The sequence below is a fragment of the Streptomyces sp. NBC_01750 genome (assembly GCF_035918095.1).
Lineage (GTDB): Bacteria > Actinomycetota > Actinomycetes > Streptomycetales > Streptomycetaceae > Streptomyces.
Genome location: NZ_CP109137.1, coordinates 3,130,657 through 3,154,512, shown reverse-complemented (window position 1 = coordinate 3,154,512; position 23,856 = coordinate 3,130,657). Strand labels below are relative to the sequence as shown.

Annotated in this window: 16 protein-coding genes; 8 read left to right on the top strand and 8 right to left on the bottom strand. The window is 69.1% G+C overall.

Annotation, left to right across the window (positions count from 1 at the left end; genetic code table 11):
- Positions 1-56 precede the first annotated feature (56 nt).
- Both OG966_RS14155 and OG966_RS14150 read left to right on the top strand, forming a co-directional pair.
- Positions 57-6,059 (top strand): RHS repeat domain-containing protein, encoded by a 6,003-nt coding sequence (locus OG966_RS14155; RefSeq protein ID WP_326649961.1) that lies wholly within the window; start codon positions 57-59, stop codon positions 6,057-6,059.
- A gap of 1,306 nt (positions 6,060-7,365) precedes the next feature.
- A complete protein-coding gene (locus OG966_RS14150; RefSeq protein ID WP_326649960.1) occupies positions 7,366-8,739 on the top strand; it encodes a VCBS repeat-containing protein in 1,374 nt (457 codons plus the stop codon).
- Between the two features lie 156 nt (positions 8,740-8,895).
- Here OG966_RS14150 and OG966_RS14145 read toward each other — a convergent pair whose 3' ends face one another.
- Positions 8,896-9,960, bottom strand: a complete 1,065-nt coding sequence (locus OG966_RS14145; RefSeq protein WP_326649959.1) for a mechanosensitive ion channel family protein — start codon at positions 9,958-9,960, stop codon at positions 8,896-8,898.
- A 241-nt stretch (positions 9,961-10,201) separates the two neighbouring features.
- On the opposite strand from OG966_RS14145, the gene OG966_RS14140 reads away from it, so the two are divergent.
- A complete protein-coding gene (locus OG966_RS14140) occupies positions 10,202-10,738 on the top strand; it encodes an HNH endonuclease (protein ID WP_142217192.1) in 537 nt (178 codons plus the stop codon).
- A 159-nt stretch (positions 10,739-10,897) separates the two neighbouring features.
- Here OG966_RS14140 and OG966_RS14135 read toward each other — a convergent pair whose 3' ends face one another.
- Positions 10,898-13,843 (bottom strand): beta-N-acetylglucosaminidase domain-containing protein, encoded by a 2,946-nt coding sequence (locus OG966_RS14135; protein WP_326649958.1) that lies wholly within the window; start codon positions 13,841-13,843, stop codon positions 10,898-10,900.
- Positions 13,844-14,095: 252 nt separating this feature from the next.
- Between OG966_RS14135 and OG966_RS14130 the strand changes: the two genes are divergently transcribed.
- The 4 genes from OG966_RS14130 to OG966_RS14115 all read left to right on the top strand — a co-directional run bounded on the left by OG966_RS14130 (position 14,096) and on the right by OG966_RS14115 (position 17,846).
- Positions 14,096-14,326: a hypothetical protein gene (locus OG966_RS14130; RefSeq protein ID WP_326649956.1), complete on the top strand. Its 231-nt coding sequence runs from the start codon at positions 14,096-14,098 to the stop codon at positions 14,324-14,326.
- On the top strand, positions 14,327-16,690 hold the full coding sequence (malQ, locus tag OG966_RS14125; protein WP_326649955.1) for a 4-alpha-glucanotransferase: 2,364 nt from the start codon (positions 14,327-14,329) through the stop codon (positions 16,688-16,690).
- Positions 16,691-16,710: 20 nt separating this feature from the next.
- Positions 16,711-16,941 carry a hypothetical protein gene (locus OG966_RS14120; RefSeq protein WP_326649954.1) on the top strand — a complete coding sequence of 77 codons (231 nt, stop codon included), beginning with the start codon at positions 16,711-16,713 and terminating at the stop codon, positions 16,939-16,941.
- 329 nt (positions 16,942-17,270) lie between these two features.
- Complete coding sequence (locus OG966_RS14115) at positions 17,271-17,846, top strand: dihydrofolate reductase family protein (protein WP_326649953.1); 576 nt, start codon at positions 17,271-17,273, stop codon at positions 17,844-17,846.
- Between the two features lie 18 nt (positions 17,847-17,864).
- On the opposite strand, the gene OG966_RS14110 is transcribed toward OG966_RS14115, so the two are convergent.
- Positions 17,865-18,491, bottom strand: coding sequence for an NADPH-dependent FMN reductase (locus tag OG966_RS14110; protein ID WP_326649952.1), 627 nt, complete (start codon positions 18,489-18,491; stop codon positions 17,865-17,867).
- Positions 18,492-18,683: 192 nt separating this feature from the next.
- Between OG966_RS14110 and OG966_RS14105 the strand changes: the two genes are divergently transcribed.
- On the top strand, positions 18,684-19,538 hold the full coding sequence (locus OG966_RS14105; protein ID WP_326649951.1) for a helix-turn-helix domain-containing protein: 855 nt from the start codon (positions 18,684-18,686) through the stop codon (positions 19,536-19,538).
- Positions 19,539-19,660: 122 nt separating this feature from the next.
- Here OG966_RS14105 and OG966_RS14100 read toward each other — a convergent pair whose 3' ends face one another.
- The 5 genes from OG966_RS14100 to OG966_RS14080 form a co-directional block, all read right to left on the bottom strand.
- Complete coding sequence (locus OG966_RS14100; protein WP_326649950.1) at positions 19,661-20,758, bottom strand: selina-4(15),7(11)-diene synthase; 1,098 nt, start codon at positions 20,756-20,758, stop codon at positions 19,661-19,663.
- Positions 20,759-20,975: 217 nt separating this feature from the next.
- A complete protein-coding gene (locus OG966_RS14095) occupies positions 20,976-21,596 on the bottom strand; it encodes a GTP-binding protein (RefSeq protein WP_326649949.1) in 621 nt (206 codons plus the stop codon).
- The gene (locus tag OG966_RS14090) at positions 21,577-21,936 is read right to left on the bottom strand and encodes a DUF742 domain-containing protein (protein ID WP_326649947.1); all 360 of its coding nucleotides are present in this window, start codon (positions 21,934-21,936) and stop codon (positions 21,577-21,579) included. Before OG966_RS14090 ends, OG966_RS14095 begins: the two co-directional genes overlap by 20 nt.
- Positions 21,933-22,349 (bottom strand): roadblock/LC7 domain-containing protein, encoded by a 417-nt coding sequence (locus tag OG966_RS14085; RefSeq protein WP_326649945.1) that lies wholly within the window; start codon positions 22,347-22,349, stop codon positions 21,933-21,935. Before OG966_RS14085 ends, OG966_RS14090 begins: the two co-directional genes overlap by 4 nt.
- Positions 22,346-23,776, bottom strand: a complete 1,431-nt coding sequence (locus tag OG966_RS14080; RefSeq protein WP_326655197.1) for a sensor histidine kinase — start codon at positions 23,774-23,776, stop codon at positions 22,346-22,348. Before OG966_RS14080 ends, OG966_RS14085 begins: the two co-directional genes overlap by 4 nt.
- Positions 23,777-23,856: the final 80 nt, after the last annotated feature.

Sequence of the window (23,856 nt, the reverse complement as noted above, 5' to 3'; positions counted from 1 at the left end):
TGCTGCCGGCGACGGCTGTGGCCGTCAATTCGGATGGAAGAATTCCGCTTCCAAAGTTGAAACAACCGAAAGCGGTGCCGGTCGAAAGGGTGAAGGTGGGTGGCACCAGGAGACCCGACGCGGCGGCGGCCCACTCCTGGAAGGCCGCGCCGAAGGTCGGCTGGCCTGCGCCCGGGGCTGCCGAGGTTGCTCCGGCCGGTGCCGGGGCTGCCACGCGCGCGGGAAAGCTGCCGGTGGCTGTCGCGGTGGTGCCCGGCAAGACCCGTGCAGCGGGGGAGGCCCTGGGCAAGGTGAAGGTGTCGGTGGCGGGCCGGGATGCGGCGCGCAAGGCAGGGGTTGAGGGGCTGCTGCTGTCGGTGGGCCGTGCGGACGGTGTGGCGAAGGCCGGTTCTGCCCGCGTCGAGGTGGATTACTCGTCGTTCCGGGGAGCGTACGGCGGTGACTGGGCGTCCCGGTCGCGGCTGGTGCAACTTCCGGCATGTGCGTTGACGACGCCGGAGCAGGCCAAGTGCCGTATCGGTAAGCCGTTGGCCACGAAGAACGACATCAAGAAGGGCAAGCTGTCGGCAGCCGTCAGCGTGGCCGGTGCCCCGGCTGCAACGGGGCGCAGCGCGGCACCTGCAGGTGCAACGGTGCTGGCGGCCACAGCGGGGGCCGCAGGCCCGACGGGCGACTACAAGGCCACCTCACTTCAGCCATCCGGATCGTGGACCGCGGGCGGCGCGAACGGCTCTTTCAACTGGTCGTATCCCGTCGCCGTTCCCACGGTCCCGGGCGATCTTCAGCCAACAGTGTCACTGGGCTACTCCTCGCAGGCGGTGGACGGTCGTACGGCGGCGTCGAACAATCAGCCGTCGTGGCTGGGTGATGGCTGGTCGTGGGAGCCGGGCTACATCGAGCGCCGCTACAAGGGGTGCAACGACGACAAGACCGGCGGTACGAACACCACCAAGGTGGGTGACCTGTGCTGGTACAACGACAATGCCACCCTCTCCCTCGGTGGCAAGAACACCGAACTGGTTCACGACGCGGCAAAGGGCTGGCACCCGGCCACTGATTCAGGCGAGAAGGTCGAGAAGCTGACCGGTGCGACCAATGGGGACAACAACGGTGAGCATTGGAAGATCACCACGACTGATGGCACGCAGTACTTCTTCGGTCTGAACCGGCTGCCTGGGTGGAAGGACTCCACCACCCCGACCACCAACTCGGCCTGGACGGTGCCGGTGTTCGGCAACCAGTCCGGTGAGCCGTGCTACGACGCCTCGTTCGCCTCCGGCTGGTGCCAGCAGGCCTGGCGCTGGCAACTGGACTACGTCGTCGATGTACATGGCGATGCCATGTCGTACTACTGGAAGACAGAAGGGAACAACTACGGCCGCAACGTGTCGGAGACCACCGGCAACTCCACGGCAACCCCCTACATCCGCGGCGGCTGGCTCGACCACATCGACTACGGGCTGCGTTCCGACTCGGTCTACTCGGTCAAGGCGATGGGCCAGGTCCATTTCGGCGTGGACGAGCGATGCCTGACCACCTGTGGCACGTTCGACGAGACCAACGCCAAGAACTGGCCGGACACTCCGTACGACCTGCTGTGCAAGGACGGAGCGGAGTGCAAGGACAAGTACTCGCCCAGCTTCTGGTCGCGTAAGCGCCTGACCGCCATCACGACGAAGGTGCTGACTGGTGGCGCGTACAAGGACGTTGATACCTGGTCGCTGGCCCAGGACTTCCCGGCCTCGGGCGACGGCATTTCCACTCCGATGTGGCTGAAGTCGATTACCCGGACGGGCAAGGCGGACGGCACCGCGGCCCTGCCGCCGGTGACCTTCGCCGGTGAGCAGAAGGCCAACCGGGTTGATGCGCTCGGTGACGGGTTGGCGCCATTCGTCCGGCTGCGGGTGTATCAGATCACTACGGAGACCGGCGGTACCATCGGGGTCAAATACTCACAACCGGATTGCACCGCCACCACGCTGCCGCCGGCGGACGTTACGAACACCACCCGCTGCTACCCGGTGAAGTGGGCCTTCGAGGGTGAGACGGCCAAGCAGGACTGGTTCAACTCCTATGTGGTCACCGAGGTCACCGAGGGCGACAACCTGGTGGAGTCCCCGGACAAGGTGAGTTCCTACTCCTACCCGGGTGGGGCAGCCTGGATAAAGAACACGGATGAGTTCACCAAGGCGGAGGACCGAACCTACTCAGTCGCCCGTGGCTACGAGCGAGTCCAGACCCGCACCGGTGCGGCCTCCGATCCCAAGACGCTGTCCGAGACCCGCTACTTCCGCGGCATCGACGGCCAGGACGTCAAGGACTCCACCGGGGCCGTGGTCACCGATCGCGAGGAGTTCGCAGGCAAGGTGCGTGAGGAGGCGACGTACAACGGCGACGACACCTCCAAGCTGGTATCCGCCACCTCGTACACCCCTTGGCGCTCCGCAGTCACCGCGACGCGCTCCCGCACCGGACTGCCAGACCTGGAGGCGTATCAGACCGGCACCGGGCAGGAAGAGAAGCGGACTGCCGTGACCGGCGGGGTGCGTACGACTCGAGTGACGCGCAGCTTCGACGCATACGGCATGATCACCGGCGAAACCGACACCGGTGATACCAGCAAGAGCGGCGACGAGAAGTGCACCACCACCAGCTACGCCCGCGACACTACGAGCTGGCTGCTGGACAAGGTCTCCCGTACCGAGACGGTTGCGGTTCCGTGCGGCAGTGCGGTGAGCCGTCCCGGCGATGTGATCGACGATGTGCGCACGTACTACGACGGCGGAGTCCTCGGGGCTGCACCGTCGAAGGGCAATGTCACCAAAACCGACAGGATCAACGGCAGCGGGGACGGCTACGACGTCGTCTCTTCCACGCCGGTCGCCGACTTCGACGTCTACGGCCGCGCCCTGTCCACGGCGGACGCGTACGGCCAGGTGACCACCACCGCCTATACGCCCGTCACCGGTGAGGTGCCCACCCAGACGCTGGTCACCAAACCCCTGGGCCTTGCCGTGAAGACCACGCTGGATCCGCTGCGCAGCCAGCCGGTCCAGGTCTCCGACTCCAACACAAAGGTCACCGCCACCGCCTATGATCCGCTCGGCCGGGTGATCAAGGTCTGGCTGCCGACCCGTTCGGCCGTCACCTATCCCGACTCGCCGAACTACGTCTTCGACTACCTCGTCCGCAACAACGGACCGATCGTCGTCACCACTCAGACCCTGACCCACGATGCGAAGTACAAGGCCAGCTACGCCTTCTACGACGGTCTGCTGCGTGCACGTCAGACCCAGGAGGAGTCACCCGACCGCTCCGGACGCCTGGTGTCGGAGAACTTCTACGACACCCGCGGTCAGGTCTGGCGTACGTCAGGCACGTACTACGCCTCGGGCGCGGCAGAGCCGGTGCTGGTCACCGGCCAGGAGCTGAAGTACCCCGCCTCCACAGACACAGAATTCGACGGAGCCGGTCGCACCACGGCGGTGATCTCCAAGAAGTTCGGCGACGAGACCAAACGCACCACCACCAGCTATACCGGCGACACCACCACCGTGATCCCGCCGACGGGCGGCACCGCAACCATGACCGTCAGCGACGCGCTCGGCCGTAAGACCGAGCTGATGGAATACACCGACTCGGCCCGCAGCTCCTCGCAGTCCACGCTGTACCGCTACAACAAGCACGGCCGCCTGGACCAGGTCACTGATCCCTCCGGTGCGAAGTGGACCTATACGTATGACGTCCGCGGTCGCCAAATCCAGGCCGATGACCCGGACAAGGGCACCTCGAAGACCACCTATGACAACGGCGACCGGGCCACCGACACCACCAACGCGGGCGTCACCCTGCACACCGACTACGACGCGCTCGGCCGCCGTATCGCTCTGAAGAAGGGCACCACGACCTTGTCGTCGTGGGAGTACGACACCGTGTCCAAGGGCCAACTGTCAAAGTCCACTCGCTTTATCGGCGGCAAGGCCTACGTATCCGCCATCACGTCGTACAACAGCCTCTACCAGCCGGTCGGCACCCAGATCACCATCCCCGACTCGGAGGGGGCGCTGGCCAACACGTACAAGTGGACGACCTCTTACAACCTCAACACCGGCCAGGTGCTATGGACCCAGCATCCGGCCATGGGAGGACTGCCGGCGGAGAAGGTCACCAACACCTACAGCCCTGTCATAGGCCTGCTGAAGACGGTCGGCGCCGGAACCGACCCGCTCGTCTCCGAGAGCACGTACGACCACTACGGCCGTAACACCATCCAGAAATACGGGGCCTTCGGTCAGAGCCTGACGGTCTCGAACACCTATGACGAACACACCAACGCGCTGACCGACACTTACCTCGACCGGGACACCGCACCGCAGCGCATCGAGGACGCGCACTACGGCTACGACGCGGTCGGCAACATCACCTCGGTCTCCACCTCGTACGGCCAGGATGCTGCCCGCACCACCGATACCCAGTGCTTCACGCTGGACACCCTGCGCCGGATCACCGAAGCATGGACCGCGAAGGCAGATTGCGCTGCTCAACCCTCGGAGACCAGCGTCGGCGGCCCGGACGCCTACTGGACGACGTACACCTACGACACGCTCGGCAACCGCAAGACCGAAACCCAGCACAAGACCGCATCCGGACCCTCCGCCGACACGGTCCGCACCTACGCCGCGCCCACCGCGGGAAAGCACGATCTGACCAAGGTCACCCAGACCGGCACCGACGGGCACGACGAGACCTACACCTACGACCAGAGCGGCAACACCGCGACTCGCACGATCGGTTCAGGTGCTAAACAGACCCTTGCCTGGGACGACGAGGGGCACCTCAAGTCCGTCACCCAGGGAGGCGCCGAGGTCAGCAGCTACCTGTACGACACCGAGGGCAAGCGCCTGATCCGCAAAGACTCCACCGGCACCACCCTGTACCTCCCCGGTGGCAATGAACTGCGCCTGAGCAAGAGCGGAACCCTCACCGGAACCCGCTACTACAGCGCAGGCGATGAGGTGATCGCCATGCGCACCGGCGGTGCGCTGACCTTCCTCTTCGCCGACCACCACGGCACGAACACCACCCAGGTGACCGCGGACGCAACCCAGTCGGTCACCCACCGCAAGAGCACCATCTTCGGCGGATCCCGCGGCACCCAGCCCACGGGCTGGGTCGGTGAGAAGGGGTTCGTTGGCGGCACAAACGATGCCGAGACGGACCTCGTCCACATCGGCGCACGTGAATACGACCTGGCGCTGGGCCGTTTCATCTCGGTCGACCCGCTGCTTGTCATGGACGATCCGCGCCAATACAACCCCTACGTTTACGGGAACAACAACCCCGTCACGTTCTCCGACCCCACCGGAACTGAGATCGGATCGAAGCCGAACTCCTGCGAATACGATCTCGCCAACTGCTCCTCCAAGGTGCAGAAGGAGGTCGGCTATGACCCGGTCACCAAAACGGTGACGCCGCCGTCCGGCAAGATCGATCCGCCCCACAGCACCAAGAAGCAGAAGCAGGAAAAGAAGAACACTCACAAGGCCGGATTCTTCGACAACCTCTTCCAGGGCAACTTCAGCGACGCCTGGGGGAATGCGAAGGAAACCTGGGTCGGCGACAAGGTCGACAAGGTCGTCGGCTCCTATCTGGCCGGCGATACGACGGGAATTTGCGTGAGTGGCTCGCTTGGCATCGGAGCGGGAGCTACTGCGAGCGTCTGCCTCCTGAGTACGACGAGGCAGGATGGGAAGACGGACTACGGTGTGAGTTTCTCCAAGGGGTTTGAAGCCCCCTCCGTGGGCGCGAACGCCACCATCGGTCTCATGGGCAGCAACGCCACGGACTTCGAGCAACTCCGGGGCGATGGCTGGGGAGGAACCCTCGGGGCCGGGTTGGGCCCGGGCGCCTACCTCAGTCATGAGAGGTCCATCGGCGCGACCAACCACCGTGGAGAAGCGGTACGGTCGACAACCGTGAGCGTCGGTGCGGCGGCAGGCCTTGAAGCGGGCCTCACGAGCAGCTACGGCACTCGCATCGGGAAGATGTTCACCTGGTAGGTCGAGAGGGCCGGCCTTGGCAGGTCCCCGAATATCCCAAACAAACCTCTGATCTGGCGGCACTGACTTGCTGAACGCGATATCTGACCATGTCCTGGCAGAAGGCCGGGTTTCATCCGATGGAAGTGTGCTCTCAATCGTCTTCTACGTATTCTTCGGGTTGGCGGGAGTCTTGCTCGCGATCAACTTCCGAGGAGCGGCAGAAGGATTCTTCCGCCTCATCACCCGAGTGATGTTCGGTGGCACAGGCAGTGCTGGGCCGAGGACGATCAGATTCGTCGGAGCGGTCGTCGCAGTGCTGTGCTCCGTCGGACTCATCGTCGAGACAGTCGTTATGTTCGGTGACTGAGGACATGCGTGTCACCCGGCCGTGACTTGGCGAATCCGTCCGCGCCCCTGCAGTATCGCTGCCGGGGGCGCGGCTCCACGAGGGCCCCGAAGGCCTTGCAGGCCGACCAGCTTTCCTGCCGCGGCACGAGATCGTGCCGACCAGGCAGACGAGGAAGCTGGAGGGCTCTTCTCCCGGCCCGTTTGATGGGACTAGCCAACAGCTTCAACGAGGTGAGAGAGCAGTGTTCCCGGTCCTGGCCATGCGCGACTTCCGCAGGTGCGTGCGGCCATCGATGCGTAACCGTTCACGGCGGACGTCGAGGTTCCGCCCGCTGCCCACTTGGAGGCTCGCCTCGGGCGGCCTGGAGGGCTCGGCACTCATCGCCGAACCACCGAGAGGTCGTTGGATCTCTGCTGCCCGACTTGATCCGTGACGCACAGCTCGGCGTGCGGCAATCCGAGATGGCGGCCGAGCGGCGCTTCAGGCTCGCCGGAGGTGGCTGGACTCCATCCCAGGTCGGCCGGGGAAGATCGACAAGACGTGGCCGGACGGCCGATGCGTGAAGGGATGCTGAGCAGGAAACGCAACAGCTGACGGCTCCTGGGGGGCGACGGGTGTGGGGGCGGACAGGGCGATGCGTTATGACCCATCTGCTCCTCTGCACCACAACATGGGTGCTCATCGCCGTGCTGTACCCGCGGGAAGGAGAGTCCTTCGGGGACGCCGAGCCGTTGGTCTGCAGGCGATGGCTCAGCTCGCGTTCGTCTGCCGTCTGGGTTCAGTGCCGCTCGTGCCCGAGAAGGGGGTGGGTCGGCGCGACAGAAGCCGCGCTGAGTGTGACTGTCGGCGTCCGGAACCGGTGAGGCGAATCCGCCGGACCTCGTGCTGCAGCAGCGGCGGGTGGAGTCGTACGCTCCTGCTGTCTCACTGCGCATCAGGAGGGGAAACAGGGTGGGGAAGACAGGAAGAACCAGGTTGGCGACCGCAGTTGCCGTGGCTTGCGCCGCTGTGACGGGCTCGGTCGTCATGCCTGCCGTGGCCGTGGCGAAGCCCATTGCCGCGCCGGCGGATTTCAACGGGGACGGCTACCAGGACCTGGTTGTCCCGGCGCCCACGGCCAAGGTGGGAGGCATGGACGGCGCGGGGGCGGTCGTCGTCCTCTACGGCTCCAGGACCGGGGTGTCCACCCTGCGCAAGGCCGTCATCACACAGAACACCGCCGGTGTGCCGGACGCCGCGGAGGCCCAAGACCTCTTCGGCGCCTCGACGGCGTTCGCCGATCTCGACCAGGACGGCTACAGCGACCTGGTCGTCGGAGCGCCCGACGAGGACCTCGGCAGCGCCCTGGACGCCGGCGCAGTCACCATCCTGTGGGGTGGCAAGAACGGCTTGGCCGCGGCAAGCGCGCTGCCGGTGACGTTGACCAAGGGCGGCCGGTACGGCCTGGATGTCGCCGCAGTGCGCGACAGCGGTGGCGCGCGTGTCCTGGTCGGCGGCTACGCCGGATCGATCGAGTTCAGCGGCGCCTTCGCACGCGACGGCTCCGTCAGCACGAAGACGCCACACTGGGGCACACCCTCGGTCGCCGTCACCGACTACCTGGTGCGCGACGACGGACGGGCGGCGCGGGTCATCACCTCCGTCCGGGTCGGTGGCCACAGCGGCGGCCTCGTGTATGTCGAGCCCACAAGCCCCAGCACCCCGCTGCCCATTGACGGCACGACCACCGCCACCGGGGATGTCAACGGCGACGGCTACAACGACCTGGTTGTCGGCGACCCCGACGAACCGATCAGTGGCACCTACGGCCACAAGGGCGGTCAGATCACTGTCTGGTACGGCGGTGAGAGCGGTCTGGCGGCAACACCGGTGCGGATCAGCCAGGACACTGCCGGCGTCGTCGGCACGTCGGTGAAGTACAACCGTTTCGGCACCGCCCTGGCCGTCGCAGATCTGAACAAGGACGGTGTCGGCGACATCGTCGTCGGCGTGCCCGGACAGACGCAGAACGGCAAGGGGCGTGCCGGAGCCGTCGTCATCATCCCCGGTACGAGGACCGGCACGCCCGGCGCCGGCTCGTACCAGCTCTCGCAGGAGACCGCGTCGGTTCCCGGGGTGTCGGAACCGGGCGACGGGTTCGGTCTCACGCTCGCGGTCGGCGACGTCAGGGCCGACGGTCGTCCTGATGTGATCATCGGCGCGGAGGGCGAGGACAGCTACCGCGGCGCGGTGTGGGTCCTGCCTGGCAGCGCAACCGGCCCCACCGGAACAGGCAGCGTAGAGCTGACCGCCGGGAAGCTCGCAGTGGTCGGGGACATGCCCCAGGTCGGCGGCTTCCAGCCGTCGTGAGTTCCGGCCACGTGTCCGGGCGGATCGGGATCACTCTGGATACCGAGCCGCTCAAGAGCTGGGTTCGCTGAGCAGGCGGAGACCGACTGACAGCGATACGCACAGGAACGGGCGCCCCGGCCGTAGCGGCCTGAGCGCCCGTTCCTGTGCGTAGTCCTACTTCGCCACGGCCGTCGGAGGCGCTATCGGCGTCGCCGCCACCGACTGCGGCGAGGTCGTCGACGCATACGCCGAAGGTGCCGCCATGCCCGCCGTCGGGTCTGCCGCCGAGGCCTGGTCCGTCACCGGCGGCAGGCCGCCCACGATGCGGATGTCCGCAGCGTCGAAGGCCTTCTTGATCCGCAGGCGGAGTTCGCGCTCCACGCCGAGCGCCTTGCCCGGCATCGTCTTCGCCGCGACCCGCACCGTCATCGAGTCCAGCAGCACCTCGTTCAGGCCCAGCATCTCCACCGGGCCCCACAGCCGCTCGTTCCACGGCTCGGCCTTCGCCAGGTCCTCCGCGACCTCGCCGATCACCGAGCTGACGCGGTTCAGGTTCTCCGAGGAGCGGACCACGACGTCGACCGTGGCGGTGGCCCAGCCCTGGCTGAGGTTGCCGATGCGCTTGATCTCGCCGTTGCGGACGTACCAGATCTCACCGTTGTCGCCGCGCAGCTTGGTGACGCGCAGGCCCACCTCGATCACCTCGCCCGAGGCGACGCCCGCGTCGATGCTGTCCCCGACTCCGTACTGGTCCTCCATGATCATGAAGACGCCCGAGAGGAAGTCGGTGACCAGGTTGCGCGCGCCGAAGCCGATCGCGACGCCCGCGACACCGGCGGATGCCAGCAGCGGTGCCAGGTCGATCTTGAAGGCGCCGAGGATCATCAGGCCCGCAGTGCCAAGAATCACAAAGGACGAGACCGAGCGGAGTACGGAACCGATCGCCTCCGAGCGCTGGCGGCGCCGCTCGGCGTTGACCAGCAGGCCGCCGAGCGCCGTGCCCTCCATGACCTGTGCGGAGCGGTTCATCCGCGCGATCAGCCTGGTGAGAGCGCGGCGCAGCACCATGCGCAATACCAGCGCGACCACCAGGATCAGCGCGATGCGCAGGCTGGTGTTCAGCCAGGTGGACCAGTTCTCCTCCACCCAGCCTGCGGCGTCTCCTGCCTGCTTGGCGGCCTCGTCGATCGAGACGGGCTCGGGTGACGGGTCGGCGGCCAGTAGGACGGACCAGGACACGAGCGGAACCTCCAGGCATTGCGGGTGGCAGAGAAACCACCCTAACGGGGCATCCGGCGTGCTCTCTCGCAGTGTTCGAGGGAGAGACGAGGCTCACCTGGGGATGAAGCGGGTGTGCTGCAAAACACTTCGAGCCCGTTACCCGCACGTGGTGGCGCTCGGACCTGGCATGAGGAGACACTGAAGAGCAGATCGTCCCGGCGCGAGCCACGCGCCGCCGGCGTACAAGGAGGCATCCACCGTGCCGCACGTTCTGGTCCTCAATGCGTCGTACGAGCCGCTCGGCGTCGTACCGCTTCGCCGCGCGCTCATCCTCGTACTGGAGAACAAGGCCCTCTGCCTCGAGGAATCCGGCGCCTTCATGCACAGCGCGACCCGTGTCATCGCCGCACCCAGCGTCGTACGGCTGAAGCGGTTCGTCCGGGTGCCCTACCGGGGACCCGTTCCCCTCACCCGCAAAGCACTCTTCGCCCGCGACGGCGGGCGCTGTATGTACTGCGGTGGCGTCGCAACCAGCGTCGACCATGTCATTCCGCGCAGCCGTGGCGGACAGCACGCCTGGGACAACGTGGTGGCGGCCTGCCGCCGCTGCAACCATGTCAAGGCCGACCGGCATCTGCGGGAGCTGGGGTGGCGGCTGCACCAGCATCCCGCCCCGCCGAGCGGGCTCGCGTGGCGCATCATCGGGACCGGGCATAGGGATCCGCGCTGGCTGCCATACTTGCAGCCGTACGGCGCGGACGACGCGATGGCCCGGATCGACGGCATTTCAGCCTGAGGACCGAGCCATTTTTCGTGGCTTCACTTGCCTCCGGGGCGCCTGAGCGTCCGACGGCGGTCGACCGTGCTCGACCACTCGTCCCTCGCTGCCTCCGCGTGCCCCTTCGGTTTCACCCGCCAGGGCTGCGGTGCCGCGGGGCGGAGGCCGGGCCGCCGCTCACTCTGCGACGGCGTATGCCTCCACCGACCAGAGTGAGTACCCGTACCGGGTGGCGCGCGCGTCGCCCTGGACACGGATGAAGCGGGTGTCCCTGCTGTCCATACGGACGCTCTCGCGCCCGCCCCCGCCGTCGTTCACCGTCGCCGCCGTGCGCCAGGTACGGCCGTCGGCGGAGACCTGGATGCGGTACTTCGTCGCGTACGCGTCCTGCCAGTGCAGCACGACCTGGCCGACCCGGGACGGCCGCGGCAGCTCCAGCTGCCACCAGGCGCCGTCCTCGGCGGGCGAGGACCAGCGGGTCTTCGGGTCGCTGTCGATCGCCGCCGACGCCGGGAAGTCGGCCGTCTCGTCGCCGGACGAGGCGGCGGCAGCGTCGGCGGTGCGCGCGAGGTCGGGCCCGCCGGTGCGCGGATAGGCACGCACCGTCAGCGTGCGCTCCTGGCCCGCGAAGGACAGCGGCACCCGGTACTCACCCGCGGGTGTGCCCGCCGGGACGCTGACCTCGACCGGCACGGTCGTACGCTGCCCGCGCGGCACCGTCGTCTGCTTCGGCACCCGCACCTTGATGCCGGCCGGAGCCTTCGCGGTGAGTTCACCGCGCACCTCGGCGGGGCGCCGCCCGGTCAGCCGGACACCCGCGTGCTGCGGGCCGCCGCCGATCTCGGCGTCCGCCTCGCCGCGTACGAGATCGAGGCCGGCCGGCGGCTCGTCGGCGAACCACGGCACCACGGACCGTACGGCGACGGGATCGTCCCCGTCCGCCGCGACCCTCACCGCGTCCACCCGCAAGCCCTTCGCGTCGGTCTCGGTCCAGCCGCCGGCGGAGAGGGGGCCGAGCGTGCGCCACCCCTGGCCGGGGACATGCGCCTCCAGCCGGCCGCCGGAGCCCGCGGCACCGGGGGACGGTTCGGTCATCGTGTTCACCGCGGCGACGCGCCTGGGCCGGTCCAGCCGGACCGTGTCCTCGCCGGCCGAGTCCGCGAAGCGGTCCGCACCCGTCCAGGTCGCCGACTCCTTCGCGGCCCGGTCCAGGAACGGATTCAGCACGCCCTTGCCCACCGTTGCCCTGCTCGCCCTGATGGCCGTACGCAGCGGCTCCAGCGCCAGTGAGTCACGCCAGGCCGCCTCGCCGTCCCCGCGCGCCTGCGCCTGCAGCATGTCGACCGAGAGCTCGCCGGCCCGGCCGTACCGCGCCAACTGCTGCAGCCACGGCCCCGCTTCGTCGTCAAGACGGCCGTCGGCGGGCCGCGTCAGCCGCTGCGGGGCCTCGCGCATCACGGTGAACGCGGCGCGCAGAGATGCCGCCGCCCGGTCCCTGGCCGCCGCGTCCGTGGTCGTGCGCGACCGCCAGAATTCCTTCAGCAGCGGCTGCAGATAACCGGACTCGGTGGGGTTGAGTATCGAAGAGGCGTGATTGCCGGCCAGTGCGCGCAGCGCCTCGCGGGTCTTCGTGTCGCCGCCGGCGAGATCGTTGATCGCGGCCTGCCAGGACTCGTCGGGGCGGTAGCCCTTGGGGTTCCAGGCGTAGTCGGCGGCGGTGAACAGCGGTATGCGGGACGCGGAGGCCTGCTCCATGGCGTTGGCCAGCAGCGCGACGGAGCCGGTCGCCACGGCGGGCTCGCGGCCCGTGTACGGGCCGAGGAACATCCGGTCCTGCGCGTAGTCGTTGACCGGGTAGTTGTCCATGGTGACCAGCGGATGCTCGAACGCTTCCCGGGCACCCGCCAGTTCGCGGCCTGTGATGGTGCGCGGCACCACCCCGACGCCCGTCCACGCCACCTGGACCCGGCCGTCCAACTCGCTCGCGAGCGCCCGCCGGTAGTCGGTGGCGCCGTCCTGGTAGAACTCCGTCGGCATCAGCGAGAGCGGCGCGGCGTCGGGGTACCGGTCGGCCAGATGCTGCGCCACCGCGCCCGCCACGCGCGCCTGGGCCCTGGCCGCCGCCTCGGGGCCCGAGCCGAAGGCGTCCGCGTCCTTGTCGCAGTGCCACTCGCTGTAGCTGACGTCCTGGAATTGCAGCTGGAAGGCGCGTACGCCCAGCGCCCACATCGCGTCGATCTTGCGCGTCAGCGCCTTGACGTCGCCTTCCTTGGCCAGGCACATGGCCTGCGCGGGCGCGACGGCCCAGGCGAGCGTGACGTGGTTGCGGCGTGCGCGCTCGGCGAGTTCGCGGAACTGTGCACGCTGGGCCGCGGGATACGGCTCGCGCCAGCGGGCCTGCCGGAAGGGGTCGTCACCGGGCGCGTACAGATAGCGGTTCTGCTTGGTACGTCCCATGAAGTCGAGCTGCGCCAGCCGCTGTTGACGGCTCCAAGGCTGTCCGTAAAAACCTTCTGTCATGCCCCGTACGGCCGTGCCCGGCCAGTCGCGCACAAGTACTCCGGCAATGGTCTGCCGGGCGGCTCCCGCGACGGCCTGCCGGACGATCAGCTGCCGCAGCGTCTGGACGCCGTGGTAGAGACCGTCCTCGCCGACGCCGTCGAGCGCGACGGTGTCCCGGCCCTGGACCTGGCCGACCGCGAGCCGGTAGCCCCCGGAGGGGAGATCGGTGCGTTCGGGTGCGCGCAGGGCGCGCAGCGCGTCCTGCGCGCCGGTGCCGCCGATGCGCAGGACGGGGCCGCGGCCGGGCAGTGCGGTGTGCACGGTCCGTACGCCGGACGCGTGCAGCAGCTCCTTCAGCCGTTCGACGGCGTACGGATCGGCGCCGAGGTCCGCGACGACGGTCGCTTCCTCGCCCAGTACGACGGCCGATCCGGCCGCCCGCATTGTCTGCGGCCGCGGCCAGACGGAGGGCAGCGCGGCCGCACCCTCGGGGTCCTGCGCGGTGGCTGGGGAGCCCGGGGTGTCCGGGGCGGCGACCGCGCTGTGCGCGCCGCCGAGCAGGCTGCCGATGACAGCGACCGCGACGGCTGTCGCAGTACGCCTCCCGCGCGCGAGCCGCACGCTCGTCTCCCCTCGGTCTCCCCAGTCGCTCCGGTCGGCTTTGAGCCCACCACCACACGGTGAGGGTGTCAATGCGAGTGGCCGTTGTGCACCTTTTGACTGGTGCGATGGGGCGGTTTGATTGATTTGATTCAACCGCCGCGCCGGGAACGGAATGTGACACGGACCACGTTGCCTGATCGTGTACGTCTGCGGCCGTGCCCACTGGGTAGGGCTGCTGTGTCCCACTACCGACCGCTTGGAGTGACCACCGTGGCCGCATCCGCACACCTTCTGCTGTCCGCCCTGTCCAAACAGGTCCCGGGGCCCGGCCCGCTGACCAGCGAACCCCCGCTTACCGATGCCCGTCCGCTGACCAGCGAGCCGCCGCTCGCAGATGCCCGTCCGCTGACCAGCGAACCCCCGCTCGCCGACATCGCACCTCTCACCAGTGAGCCGACGGCCCACGGCACTGCCGGGGGCATGGAGTCCTCAGGAGTCTGAATGGGCCTTGCCCGGCTCGCCGCACTGCACGGAGTCGCCACTTCCTACGCACCTTCCGAGGGCGTCACCGTCCCGGTACCCGACGCGACGGTCGTCGCGGTCCTCGCTGCGCTCGGCGTCGACGCGTCCACCGCGTCGGGGGTGCGTGATGCCCTGAGCCGCGCCGAGTCCGCCGCCGCGGACCGCCTGCTGCCGCCGACGGTCGTGCTCTGGAGCGCGAGCGGTGAGGTCCCGGCGGCGCTGACGGAGCTCCCCGCGGGCACCACCCTGCGGGTCGAGACGGAACAGGGCGCGGTGCTGCAGTGGCTGATCCCCGGGCCTGCGGCCGCCGCGACGCCCGGCGACGCGGGACAGGCCGCGCCGCGGGGCGAGGTGGAAGCGGCCGCCTTACGCGGCGACGGTAAAGAGGCCGCCTTACGCGGCGACACGGAGCGGTTCCACACGCCCGGAGCGGCGCGCGGGGAACCCGCCGTACCTGCCGAACCCTCAGTGCCGGCCGCTTCCGGCGGTGCCGGGGCTGCGCCCGAGGACCCCCGCCCCTGGCGCCGGCTTCCGTATGGCGTCCACCAGTTGTCGGCCGAGGCTCCGGACGGGCGGGCCGCCCGGTCCAGCCTTGTTGTCGCGCCCGCCCGGGTGCCACAGCCCGACGGCCGCTCGCACGGCCTTCTCGTACAGCTCTACTCCCTGCTCTCCGCCCGCTCCTGGGGCATGGGTGACCTCGGCGACCTGGCCGAGCTGGCGACCTGGTCCGGACGGTCGCTCGGGGCCTCCTTCGTACAGGTGAACCCGCTCCACGCCGCAGTGCCCGGCGCCCCCACCGACCCCTCCCCGTACCGGCCTTCCTCGCGCCGCTTCCCCGATCCCGTCCATCTGCGCATCGAGGACATCCCCGAGTACGCGTACACGGACGCCCGGGACGGACAGCGGCTGGAGGAGCTCCGTGACAAGGGCGCCGGGCTGCGTGAATCCGTCCTGCGCAAGGGCGCGTTGATCGACCGGGACGCGGTCTGGGAGCTGAAGCGCGAGGCCCTGGAAATCGTGCACCGTATCCCGCTCGGGCCCGGACGCCGCGCCGCGTACTGTGACTTCCTCGCCGAGCAGGGCCAGGCCCTGGAGGACCACGCCACCTGGTGCGCCCTCGCCGAGGTGTACGGCCCCCAGTGGCGCACCTGGCCGGCGGGACTGCAGGACCCGCGCTCGATCGAGACCGCCCGCGCCGGGCACGAGCTGATGGACCGCGTCGACTTCCACAGCAGGCTCGCCTGGCTGACCGACCGGCAGCTGGCCGCCGCCGGGCAGGCGGCGCGCGAGGCCGGCATGGGCGTCGGCATCGTCCACGACCTGGCCGTCGGGGTGCATCCGGGCGGCGCGGACGCCTGGGCGCAGCGGGAGGTCTTCGCCGCCGGGATGTCGGTCGGCGCCCCGCCGGACGCCTTCAACGCCCGCGGCCAGGACTGGGGCCTGCCCCCGTGGCGCCCGGACGTGCTGGCCGCGTCCGGATACGCCCCCTACCGAGGACTGCTGCGCTCACTGCTGCGTAACGCGGGCGCGCTCCGTATCGACCATGTGATGGGCCTGTTCCGTCTCTGGTGGGTCCCGGAGGGCTGCCCGCCCACCGACGGCACGTACGTCCGCTACGACGCCGAAGCCATGCTCGCGGTCCTCGTCCTGGAGGCCCACCGCGCCGGCACCTTCGTGATAGGGGAGGACCTCGGCACGGTCGAGCCAGGTGTGCGCGAGGAGCTGACGCGCCGGGGCGTACTGGGCACCTCCGTGCTCTGGTTCGAGCGCGACTGGGCCGGCACCGGCCGTCCGCTGCCGCCCGAGGAGTGGCGCGTGGGCTGTGTGGCCACCGCGACCACTCACGATCTGCCGTCCACGGCGGCGCGGCTGACCGGCGAGCATGTGGCGCTGCGTCACCGCCTCGGTCTGCTGACCCGTTCCCTGGAGCAGGAGCGCACGGAGGACGCCGGGGATATCGCCGAGTGGCTCGGCCTGCTCGGCGACCTCGGCCTGCTGCCCGAGGGCAGCGGGGACGAGGAGGGCCGGATCCGCGCGGTCTACCGCTTTCTGCTGCGCACGCCCGCCCGGATGGTCGGCGTCTGGCTGCCGGACGCGGTGGGTGACCGGCGCCCGCAAAATCTGCCGGGCACCTGGGACGAGTATCCGAACTGGCGGCTGCCCGTCGCGGACGCCGAAGGTCATCCCCTCACGCTGGAGGAACTGGCCGCCTCGCCGCGGCTGCATGCGCTGATGGGCGTCTTCGCGGACGTCCTGGGCCCCGGGGGCGGACCCGGAGCCGGCGCGGGGCCCGGTCGCGGGCCCGGTGCCCGTACGGCACCCCCGGACGCGCGCCCGGGATAGCCGTTCGCTACGTTGGCACCGTGGACAAGAAGAACGCTTTGCGCGCCGGCGCCGTCGCGGCCGGTACGACGCTGATGATGCTGCTCCTGTCGTCGCCGGCGCTCGCGCTGACCCATGACGACGGCGACGACCCGGGCCCGGGCCTGAGCGTGATCCAGACGGTCGGCCTCTTTGTCGTGGCACCTCTCGCTCTCTTCGCGTTGATCGCGGGCCTGGTGATGGTCCTCGACAAGTCCAAGAAGGCGAGCTGACCGGCTCCTAGCAGTCCGAATCGATCTTCCAGGGCGCCCTGGGGTGTGTACGCACCCCAGGGCGCCTTTGTCGTGCCGCGGCCGCCCACGGTGTTGGTGAGGCGACCGGCCGGCCGCAGGCCCTGGGCTTGGTGCCGCTCCTCGATGGAGTGACGCCGGGGCGTCGGGCAGTGGTGAGGGCGGGAGTGAGTGGGACCGTGGGGAGGGTCGCCTTGCGCTAACCAATACAAGTGAAGTACTATGACTGTCGTGGTTAGCGGAGATGCTCAACAGCCGCGACGCATCTCCCGTGGATTCCGACCCGGCACTCATCGACGAAGAGGACCAGCTTGCGAAAGCTCGTGTACTACATCGCCTGCTCCATCGACGGCTTCATCGCATCCCCGGAAGGCGACGGCAACGTCTATCCGATCAGCGAGGAGTTCACGACGTACACATCGGCGGAGTACCCGGAGACCCTGCCTTCGCACATCCGCCCGCTGCTCGGGATCGAGGACGCGGAGAATGTGCACTTCGACACCGTGGTGATGGGGCGCGGCACATACGATTCCGCGCTGGAGATCGACATCACCAGCCCGTACGCGCACATGCGGCAGTACGTCGTCTCCCGCAGCATCAAGCAGCAGCTCGACCCGTCGGTGAAGATCGTCTCCGGTGATGCCGTCGCCAAGGTCCGCGAGCTGAAGCAGGAGGACGGCCTCGGCATCTACCTCTGCGGCGGCGGAAACCTCGCGGGGCAGCTGCGTGACGAGATCGACGAGCTGCTCGTGAAGACCTACCCGGTGGTACTCGGGTCCGGCACCCCGATGTTCTCCGCGGACTTCTCCGTCACGGACTTCGAGTTCCGCTCCAACCGGGTCTTCGACAACGGTCTGGTCTTCACGATGTACGACAGGAAGCGGTAGCCGGGTCTGCGGCGAGGCCTACGCGTAGGGACGGTCCCGCCGGGCGTCGTGGAGCACCGAGCCCCACCACAGCAGCTGGTCGAGCAGCACTTTCGCCGCGCCGTTGGGGCCCTCCGGGTTCCTCAGGGTGCCGTCCGGGCCGAAGAGTTCGTAGTACCGGGGGAACGAGACGACGTCCCGGACCGTATGGGCCTGCAACTCGCCGAACACCTGGCGCAGTTGTTCCACCGCCAGGAGCCCGCCGCTTCCACCGCTGTAGCCGACGAAGCCGACCGGCTTCGCGTGCCACTCGGTGTAGTGCCAGTCGATTGCCGCCTTCAGCGAGGCCGGAAAACTCCGGTTGTACTCCGGTGTCACTACGACGATCGCGTCGGCCGCCCCGATCCGCCGGGTGAGCCCCGCCATCTCCGCCGGCCGCGTCATCTCGGGCTCGAGCGCCGGCGGTACGGGCGGCAGCTCGAGCGGGAGTGGCGTGTCCGCCAGGTCGATGACGTCCACCGCGAACCGGCCGTGCTGCTCGGCCTGTTCGGCGAACCAGTTCGCGACCACGGGGCCGAACCGGCCTTCCCTGACGCTGCCGATGATCACTGCGAGATTGAGGGGCGCACTGTTGAGGGGATTGCTGTTGAGGGGCTCACTGGTCATGGCTGTGCTCCGTCCGAAGGCATGCGGAGAGATGTGCGGAGAGATGTGCAAAAGGATGTGCAGGAGAGCTGTGGGCGACCGCGGCGGTCACCTGCCCCAACCTGCCCGTTGCCGACCCGGCGAGGAAGGCCGCGCCCAGGCTGGTAGCAGCAGGGCCACCATGCCGCCCGTCCCGCCTGTTACGTTCACCATGTGAGCGACAACGAGCTGGGGATTTTCCTGCGCATGCGCCGGGAAACGCTCACCCCCGCCCAGGTCGGGCTGCCCGCCGGCGCCCGCCGCCGTACGCCGGGGCTGCGGCGCGCCGAAGTCGCCGCGCTCGCCGGAGTCAGCGTCGAGTACGTGACCCGGCTCGAGCAGGGACGCGACCGGCGGCCGTCCGTGCAGGTGCTCTCCGCGCTGGCCGACACGCTGCGGCTGACCGCGAGCGAGCGCATCCATCTGCACCGCCTCACCAAGGCGGCCGACGGCGGCTTCACCTGCAGGGGCGGCGCGTCGCCCAACCGCACGGTCCGCCCCACCGTCCAGGCCCTGCTCGACCGCTTCGAGCCCGCACCCGCCGTGCTGCTGAACCGGCTGAGCGAGGCACTTGCCTGGACGGACGGGTACGAGCGGCTCGCCGGCCCGGTCGGGCTGCTGGACGGCAGTCCGCCGAACCTCGCCCGCTTCATCTTCACCGACGACCGCGCGCGTACCGCTTACCCGGATTGGGATCGCATCGCGGACCAGCAGGTCGCCGCGCTCAAGCAGGGGCCGTTCCGGGCGGATCCCCATGTCGGGGCGCTCGCGGATGAGTTGACCGTGACCGCGGGGACGGCCTTCACCGAACGCGTGGACACCCTGCCCGGCCTGCCCGAATCCAGCGGCGTCGCACGGCTGGTCCATCCCGGGGCGGGCGAGCTTCGTCTGGCGTACGAAACCCTGGAACTGCCGGCCGACGACGACCAGCACCTCGTGGTCCACCTCCCGGCCGACGACGCCACATCCGCCGCTCTCGACCGCCTCACCGGCCGTCGGCCGGGCGGGCTGCGTGCCGTCTCCGGCTGAGCGCCGAGCAGCCGGCCGGAGAGCAGGCCGGGCTGGACGTGTCGGTCAGGCCGGAGAGCAGGCCGGGCCGGACCGAGCGCCCTCGTCAGGCGTCTCCGGCCGACACAGCAGAATCCTTTGCTCTATGAGGTTCGCTGAACCGGCCGGTACCGCCCGGCCGCAGTGGTGCCGCACGGGAGAAGGCCCCACCACCAGGCGATCGCCGGGATGTCCAGCGGCTCGCGGCTGTCGTCGGTGGGCGTATCGCGGAACACCGTGGGGATGCTGGCCGGGTCGTCCGGCGTGGTGTACCGCACGGAGCTGATGCCCCAGTCCTGGGCGCCGCGTATGAAGGAGGCCAGGCTCTGCAGATACTGGCGCAGCTGCGGGCTGCCCTGCTCCGCCACATAGTCGCTCAGGCGCATGAAGAGGCACATCACCCGGTCCCGCTGGGCGATCGCCGTGGTCAGTGCCTGGTCGGTGCCGAGCCCGCTCTCCTGCTCCAGCACCCGCAGGACGTTGAGGAAGTAGCCCGGCCCGCTCCGCTCTTTGTGGTACGAGAAGATGTCGTTGTCCCAGGTGATGATGAACGACGCCATTTCGGCCGCGGCGCGTACCGTTGTGCGGTCCCGCTCGTGCGGCTGGAGCTCGTAGCCGTGCCCCATCTCCAGCAGGGGCAGCACCACCGACGTCGCGCCGTCGTACAGCCGCATCAGGGTGTAGTCGTTCAGGTCGGGCACTGTGCCTGCGCTGCGGTGGGACGCCTCCCACACCACCGAGAAGAAGTACTCCCGCAGCGCGTCCACCCAGCGGGCCGTCTGTCCCGCTGTGCCGTACCGGCTGACTCTGAGCCGGAGGTCCCGCAGCCCGGCCGCCAGCGGGTCGTCCAGCAGCATGGGGGCTTCCGGGTTCTGCGCGATACGCAGCAGCCGGTGCAGCAGTCCCGCCAGATCGCCCGGCCGCCGGCCGAGTTCACCCTCCTCGCAGTGCCCGTCGTCCACACCGAAGAGCCAGAGCACGAAGTCGGCGAGGAGGGAGACGACTTCCTCGCGGCCCTCCGGCAGGATCCGGGCGGAGAAGGTGCCGATGTCCTGCATGACGAGTTTGCCGCGCAGTTCGTCGGACCCGATGCGAAACGTTTCCGCCCAGGCCGCTGTCTGTACGTCTATGTCCGCATGGCGCGGATGGATCGCCGGTGGGATGGGAGAGAAGATCGGCGGAACCGCCAGCTCAGGCTCCACTTCGGCCTACCTCTCCATGCCGGGTGCGACGCGTTGTCACTGACGCAACACGCGACACGCACATCCCTTAGTGATCAACTATCACGCATCGTACTGAGCCGTGATGGCTGATCCAATAGGACAATCCCTCAGTTATCCGACACGCGCCGGCGTTTATCAGCCGGAACGGAACAAGGACCTCCGTCAGGAGCCGGGGTGAGTCCGGTCGCGGGCGTGGTTACGACGCCTCCGGCTTCGCGGCGAGGGACTGCAGATAGCGCATCAGCGTCAGCAGCACGTCGCGGCTGGAGGCGCGCCCGCGTGCGTCACAGGAGACGACCGGGACCTCCGCCGGCAGGTCGAGGGCGCCGCGTACCTCATCGAGGGAGTAACCGGGCGCATCGGGGAAGGAGTTGACGGCGACCACGAAGGGCACACCGCGTTCCTCGAGCCGCCCGATGACATCGAAGCTGACCTCGAGCCTTCGGGTGTCGACCAGTACCACCGCGCCCAGCGCGCCCTCGAACAGGCCGCGCCACAGGAACCAGAAGCGCTCCTGGCCCGGCGTGCCGAAGAGATACAGCACCAGCTCCTCGTTGATGCTGATGCGGCCGAAGTCCATGGCGACGGTCGTCGAGGTCTTGCGCTCCACGCCCTGGACGTCGTCGACCCCGACCCCGGCCTGGGTCATGGTCTCCTCGGTCGTCAGTGGCCTGATCTCGCTCACCGAGCCGACCAGGGTCGTCTTGCCGACGCCGAAGCCGCCCACGATGACCACCTTGACGGCGGCGGTGGCCGTCTCGGGCAGTACGTCCTCGCTCCGCGGCCCGACGGCCTGCTCAGAGCTTTTGAAGTCCATCGATCACTGCCTCAATCAAAGCTCGGTCGGGGAGTTGGGCGGCCTGGACAGGTGCGCGGGCAAGCACCTGGTTGTCGGCCAGCAGATCGCTGAGCAGCACGGTGACGACACTCACCGGAAGGCTCAGATAAGCGGAGAGCTCGGCCACCGAGAGCGGCGCCTGGCAGAGCCGGATGATCGCGGCGTGCTCGGGCTGAATACCGGGCCGGGGGCCCGACCTGGCGACGATCAGCGTGACCAGGTCGAGAGTGGTGGGCGCGGAGGAGCCGCTGCGGCCGCCGGTAATGACGTAAAGCCGCTCGGGACTGCTCTCTTCCCAGTTCCCGCCCGGGTTGCTCACGCGGTCTGTCCCTCGTGCCGCGGCGGCGTGCTCAGGTGCTCTCCGATCCGCAGCACCAGATCGCGCATCCGGTGGCCCATCAGCCCGGCGTCGACGCCCTCGTCGGCCAGCACGGCGAGATAGGCACCCGCGCCGGCCGCCATCAGATAGAAGAAGCCGCCGTTCATCTCGATGACGACGAGACGCATCTGCCCGTCGCTGTGGGGGAGTTCGCTCGCGACGGCGCCGGCCAGACTCTGCAGTCCGGCGCACGCGGCCGCCAGCCGGTCGGCGGTGTCGGTGTCCGCGCCGTACTGGGCCATGCGCAGCCCGTCCGCGGACAGCACGACCACGTTCCTGGTCTGCGGGACACCCTCGGCCAGGTCCTTGAGCATCCAGTCCATGTTGGTCTGGTTGGACTGCTGCTGAATCATGGCTGCGTGTTCCCCTTGCTCGTCTGGGTGGGCTCACCGGACAGCCCGCTCTGGAAGGCGGAAAGCCACATGCCCGGCTGAACCGGGGGTGAGTGCTCCGGCTCGGGCGCGGCGGCGGAATCGGCGGCGGCCGGTGCGGTGACACGGGCCTTGCGGCGCCGCTGCGGGAGACCTGTCATGGTCCGCTCGGTCACGATCGGGACCTCGTCGTCTCCCGGCATGGGGCCGGTGACCGGCCTGGGCAGCGGCTCCTGGGTGAGCCGGTCGGCCGGGCGGGGACCGGAGGCGGTGCCGATGCCATGCGCGAGGCCGGTCGCCGAAGCGGCCGTGGTGATCAGTTCCTGCGGTACGACGAGGACGGCGCGCACACCGCCGTACGCCGAGGAACGCAGCGAGACCTGGAAGCCGTACACCTGCGCCAGTCGGCCGACCACGGCGAGGCCGAGGCGGGGCGTCTCGCCCAGGTCGTTGACGTCAATGCCCTGCTGGGCCTGGCGGAGCATGCGCTCGGCCCGCTTGCGGGCCTCCTCGCTCATGCTCACGCCGCCGTCCTCGATCTCGATGGCGATGCCCGACTGCACATCGACGGCGGTCAGATGGACCCTGGTCTGTGGCGGCGAGTAGCGGGTGGCGTTGTCGAGCAGCTCGGCGAGCGCGTGGATCAGCGGCTCGACGGCGGTGCCGACGACGGCGACCTCGGAGACCGAGTGAAGCTCCACCCGCTGGTAGTCGATGATCCGCGACATCGCGCCACGCATCACGCTGTAGAGCGGTACGGCCTTGCTCCACTGGCGGCCGGGCCGCGCGCCGCCGAGTACGGCGATGGAGTCGGCGAGTCGGCCGATCAGCGCGGTGCCGTGGTCGATGCGGAGCAGATCGCCGAAGACGTCCGGAGCCTTGCCGTGCCGGTCCTCCATCTCACGGAGTTCCTGGGCCTGTTGGTGCACGATGGCCTGAACTCGACGGGCGATGTTCACGAAGGCGCGCTGCGCGGACTCGCGCAGGTCCTCCTCGGCGACGACGGCTTCGAGCACCGAGCGCAGCACCGCCTGGTGCTCGGCCGGTGCGTCGAGCGAGTCCAGTACGTCCTCGGGGAACTCGCCCTTGCGCAGCTGTTCCACCACCTGGGGCAGCAGCTCGCCGGCGAGGCGTGCGGTCTCGGCCTGCTGCCGCGACAGCGCCGCGTCCCGCTCCACGAGCCTGCCGTGGAGCTCTGTGATCACCCTGCCGCGTCGTGCGGCCTCGGCGCAGGCGACGGCGACCGCGGCGACCGCCGCGACACCGATCCAGAGCACGGGGGTGCGGGCCGACGCGGAGACCAGGGACGCGGCTGAGGCCACGGCCGCAACTGTCACGGCAACGGGCAGCAGCCACCCGTAGTTGGCCGGGGGCCGCGGATTTCCGGTCGACGTTCCCTGTCGAACCATCAGCATCCTCAGAATCGAACGAGAAAGATCATATGACGACGGGCACGGAGCATATCGGGCTCACTGAACGGAGATTGACG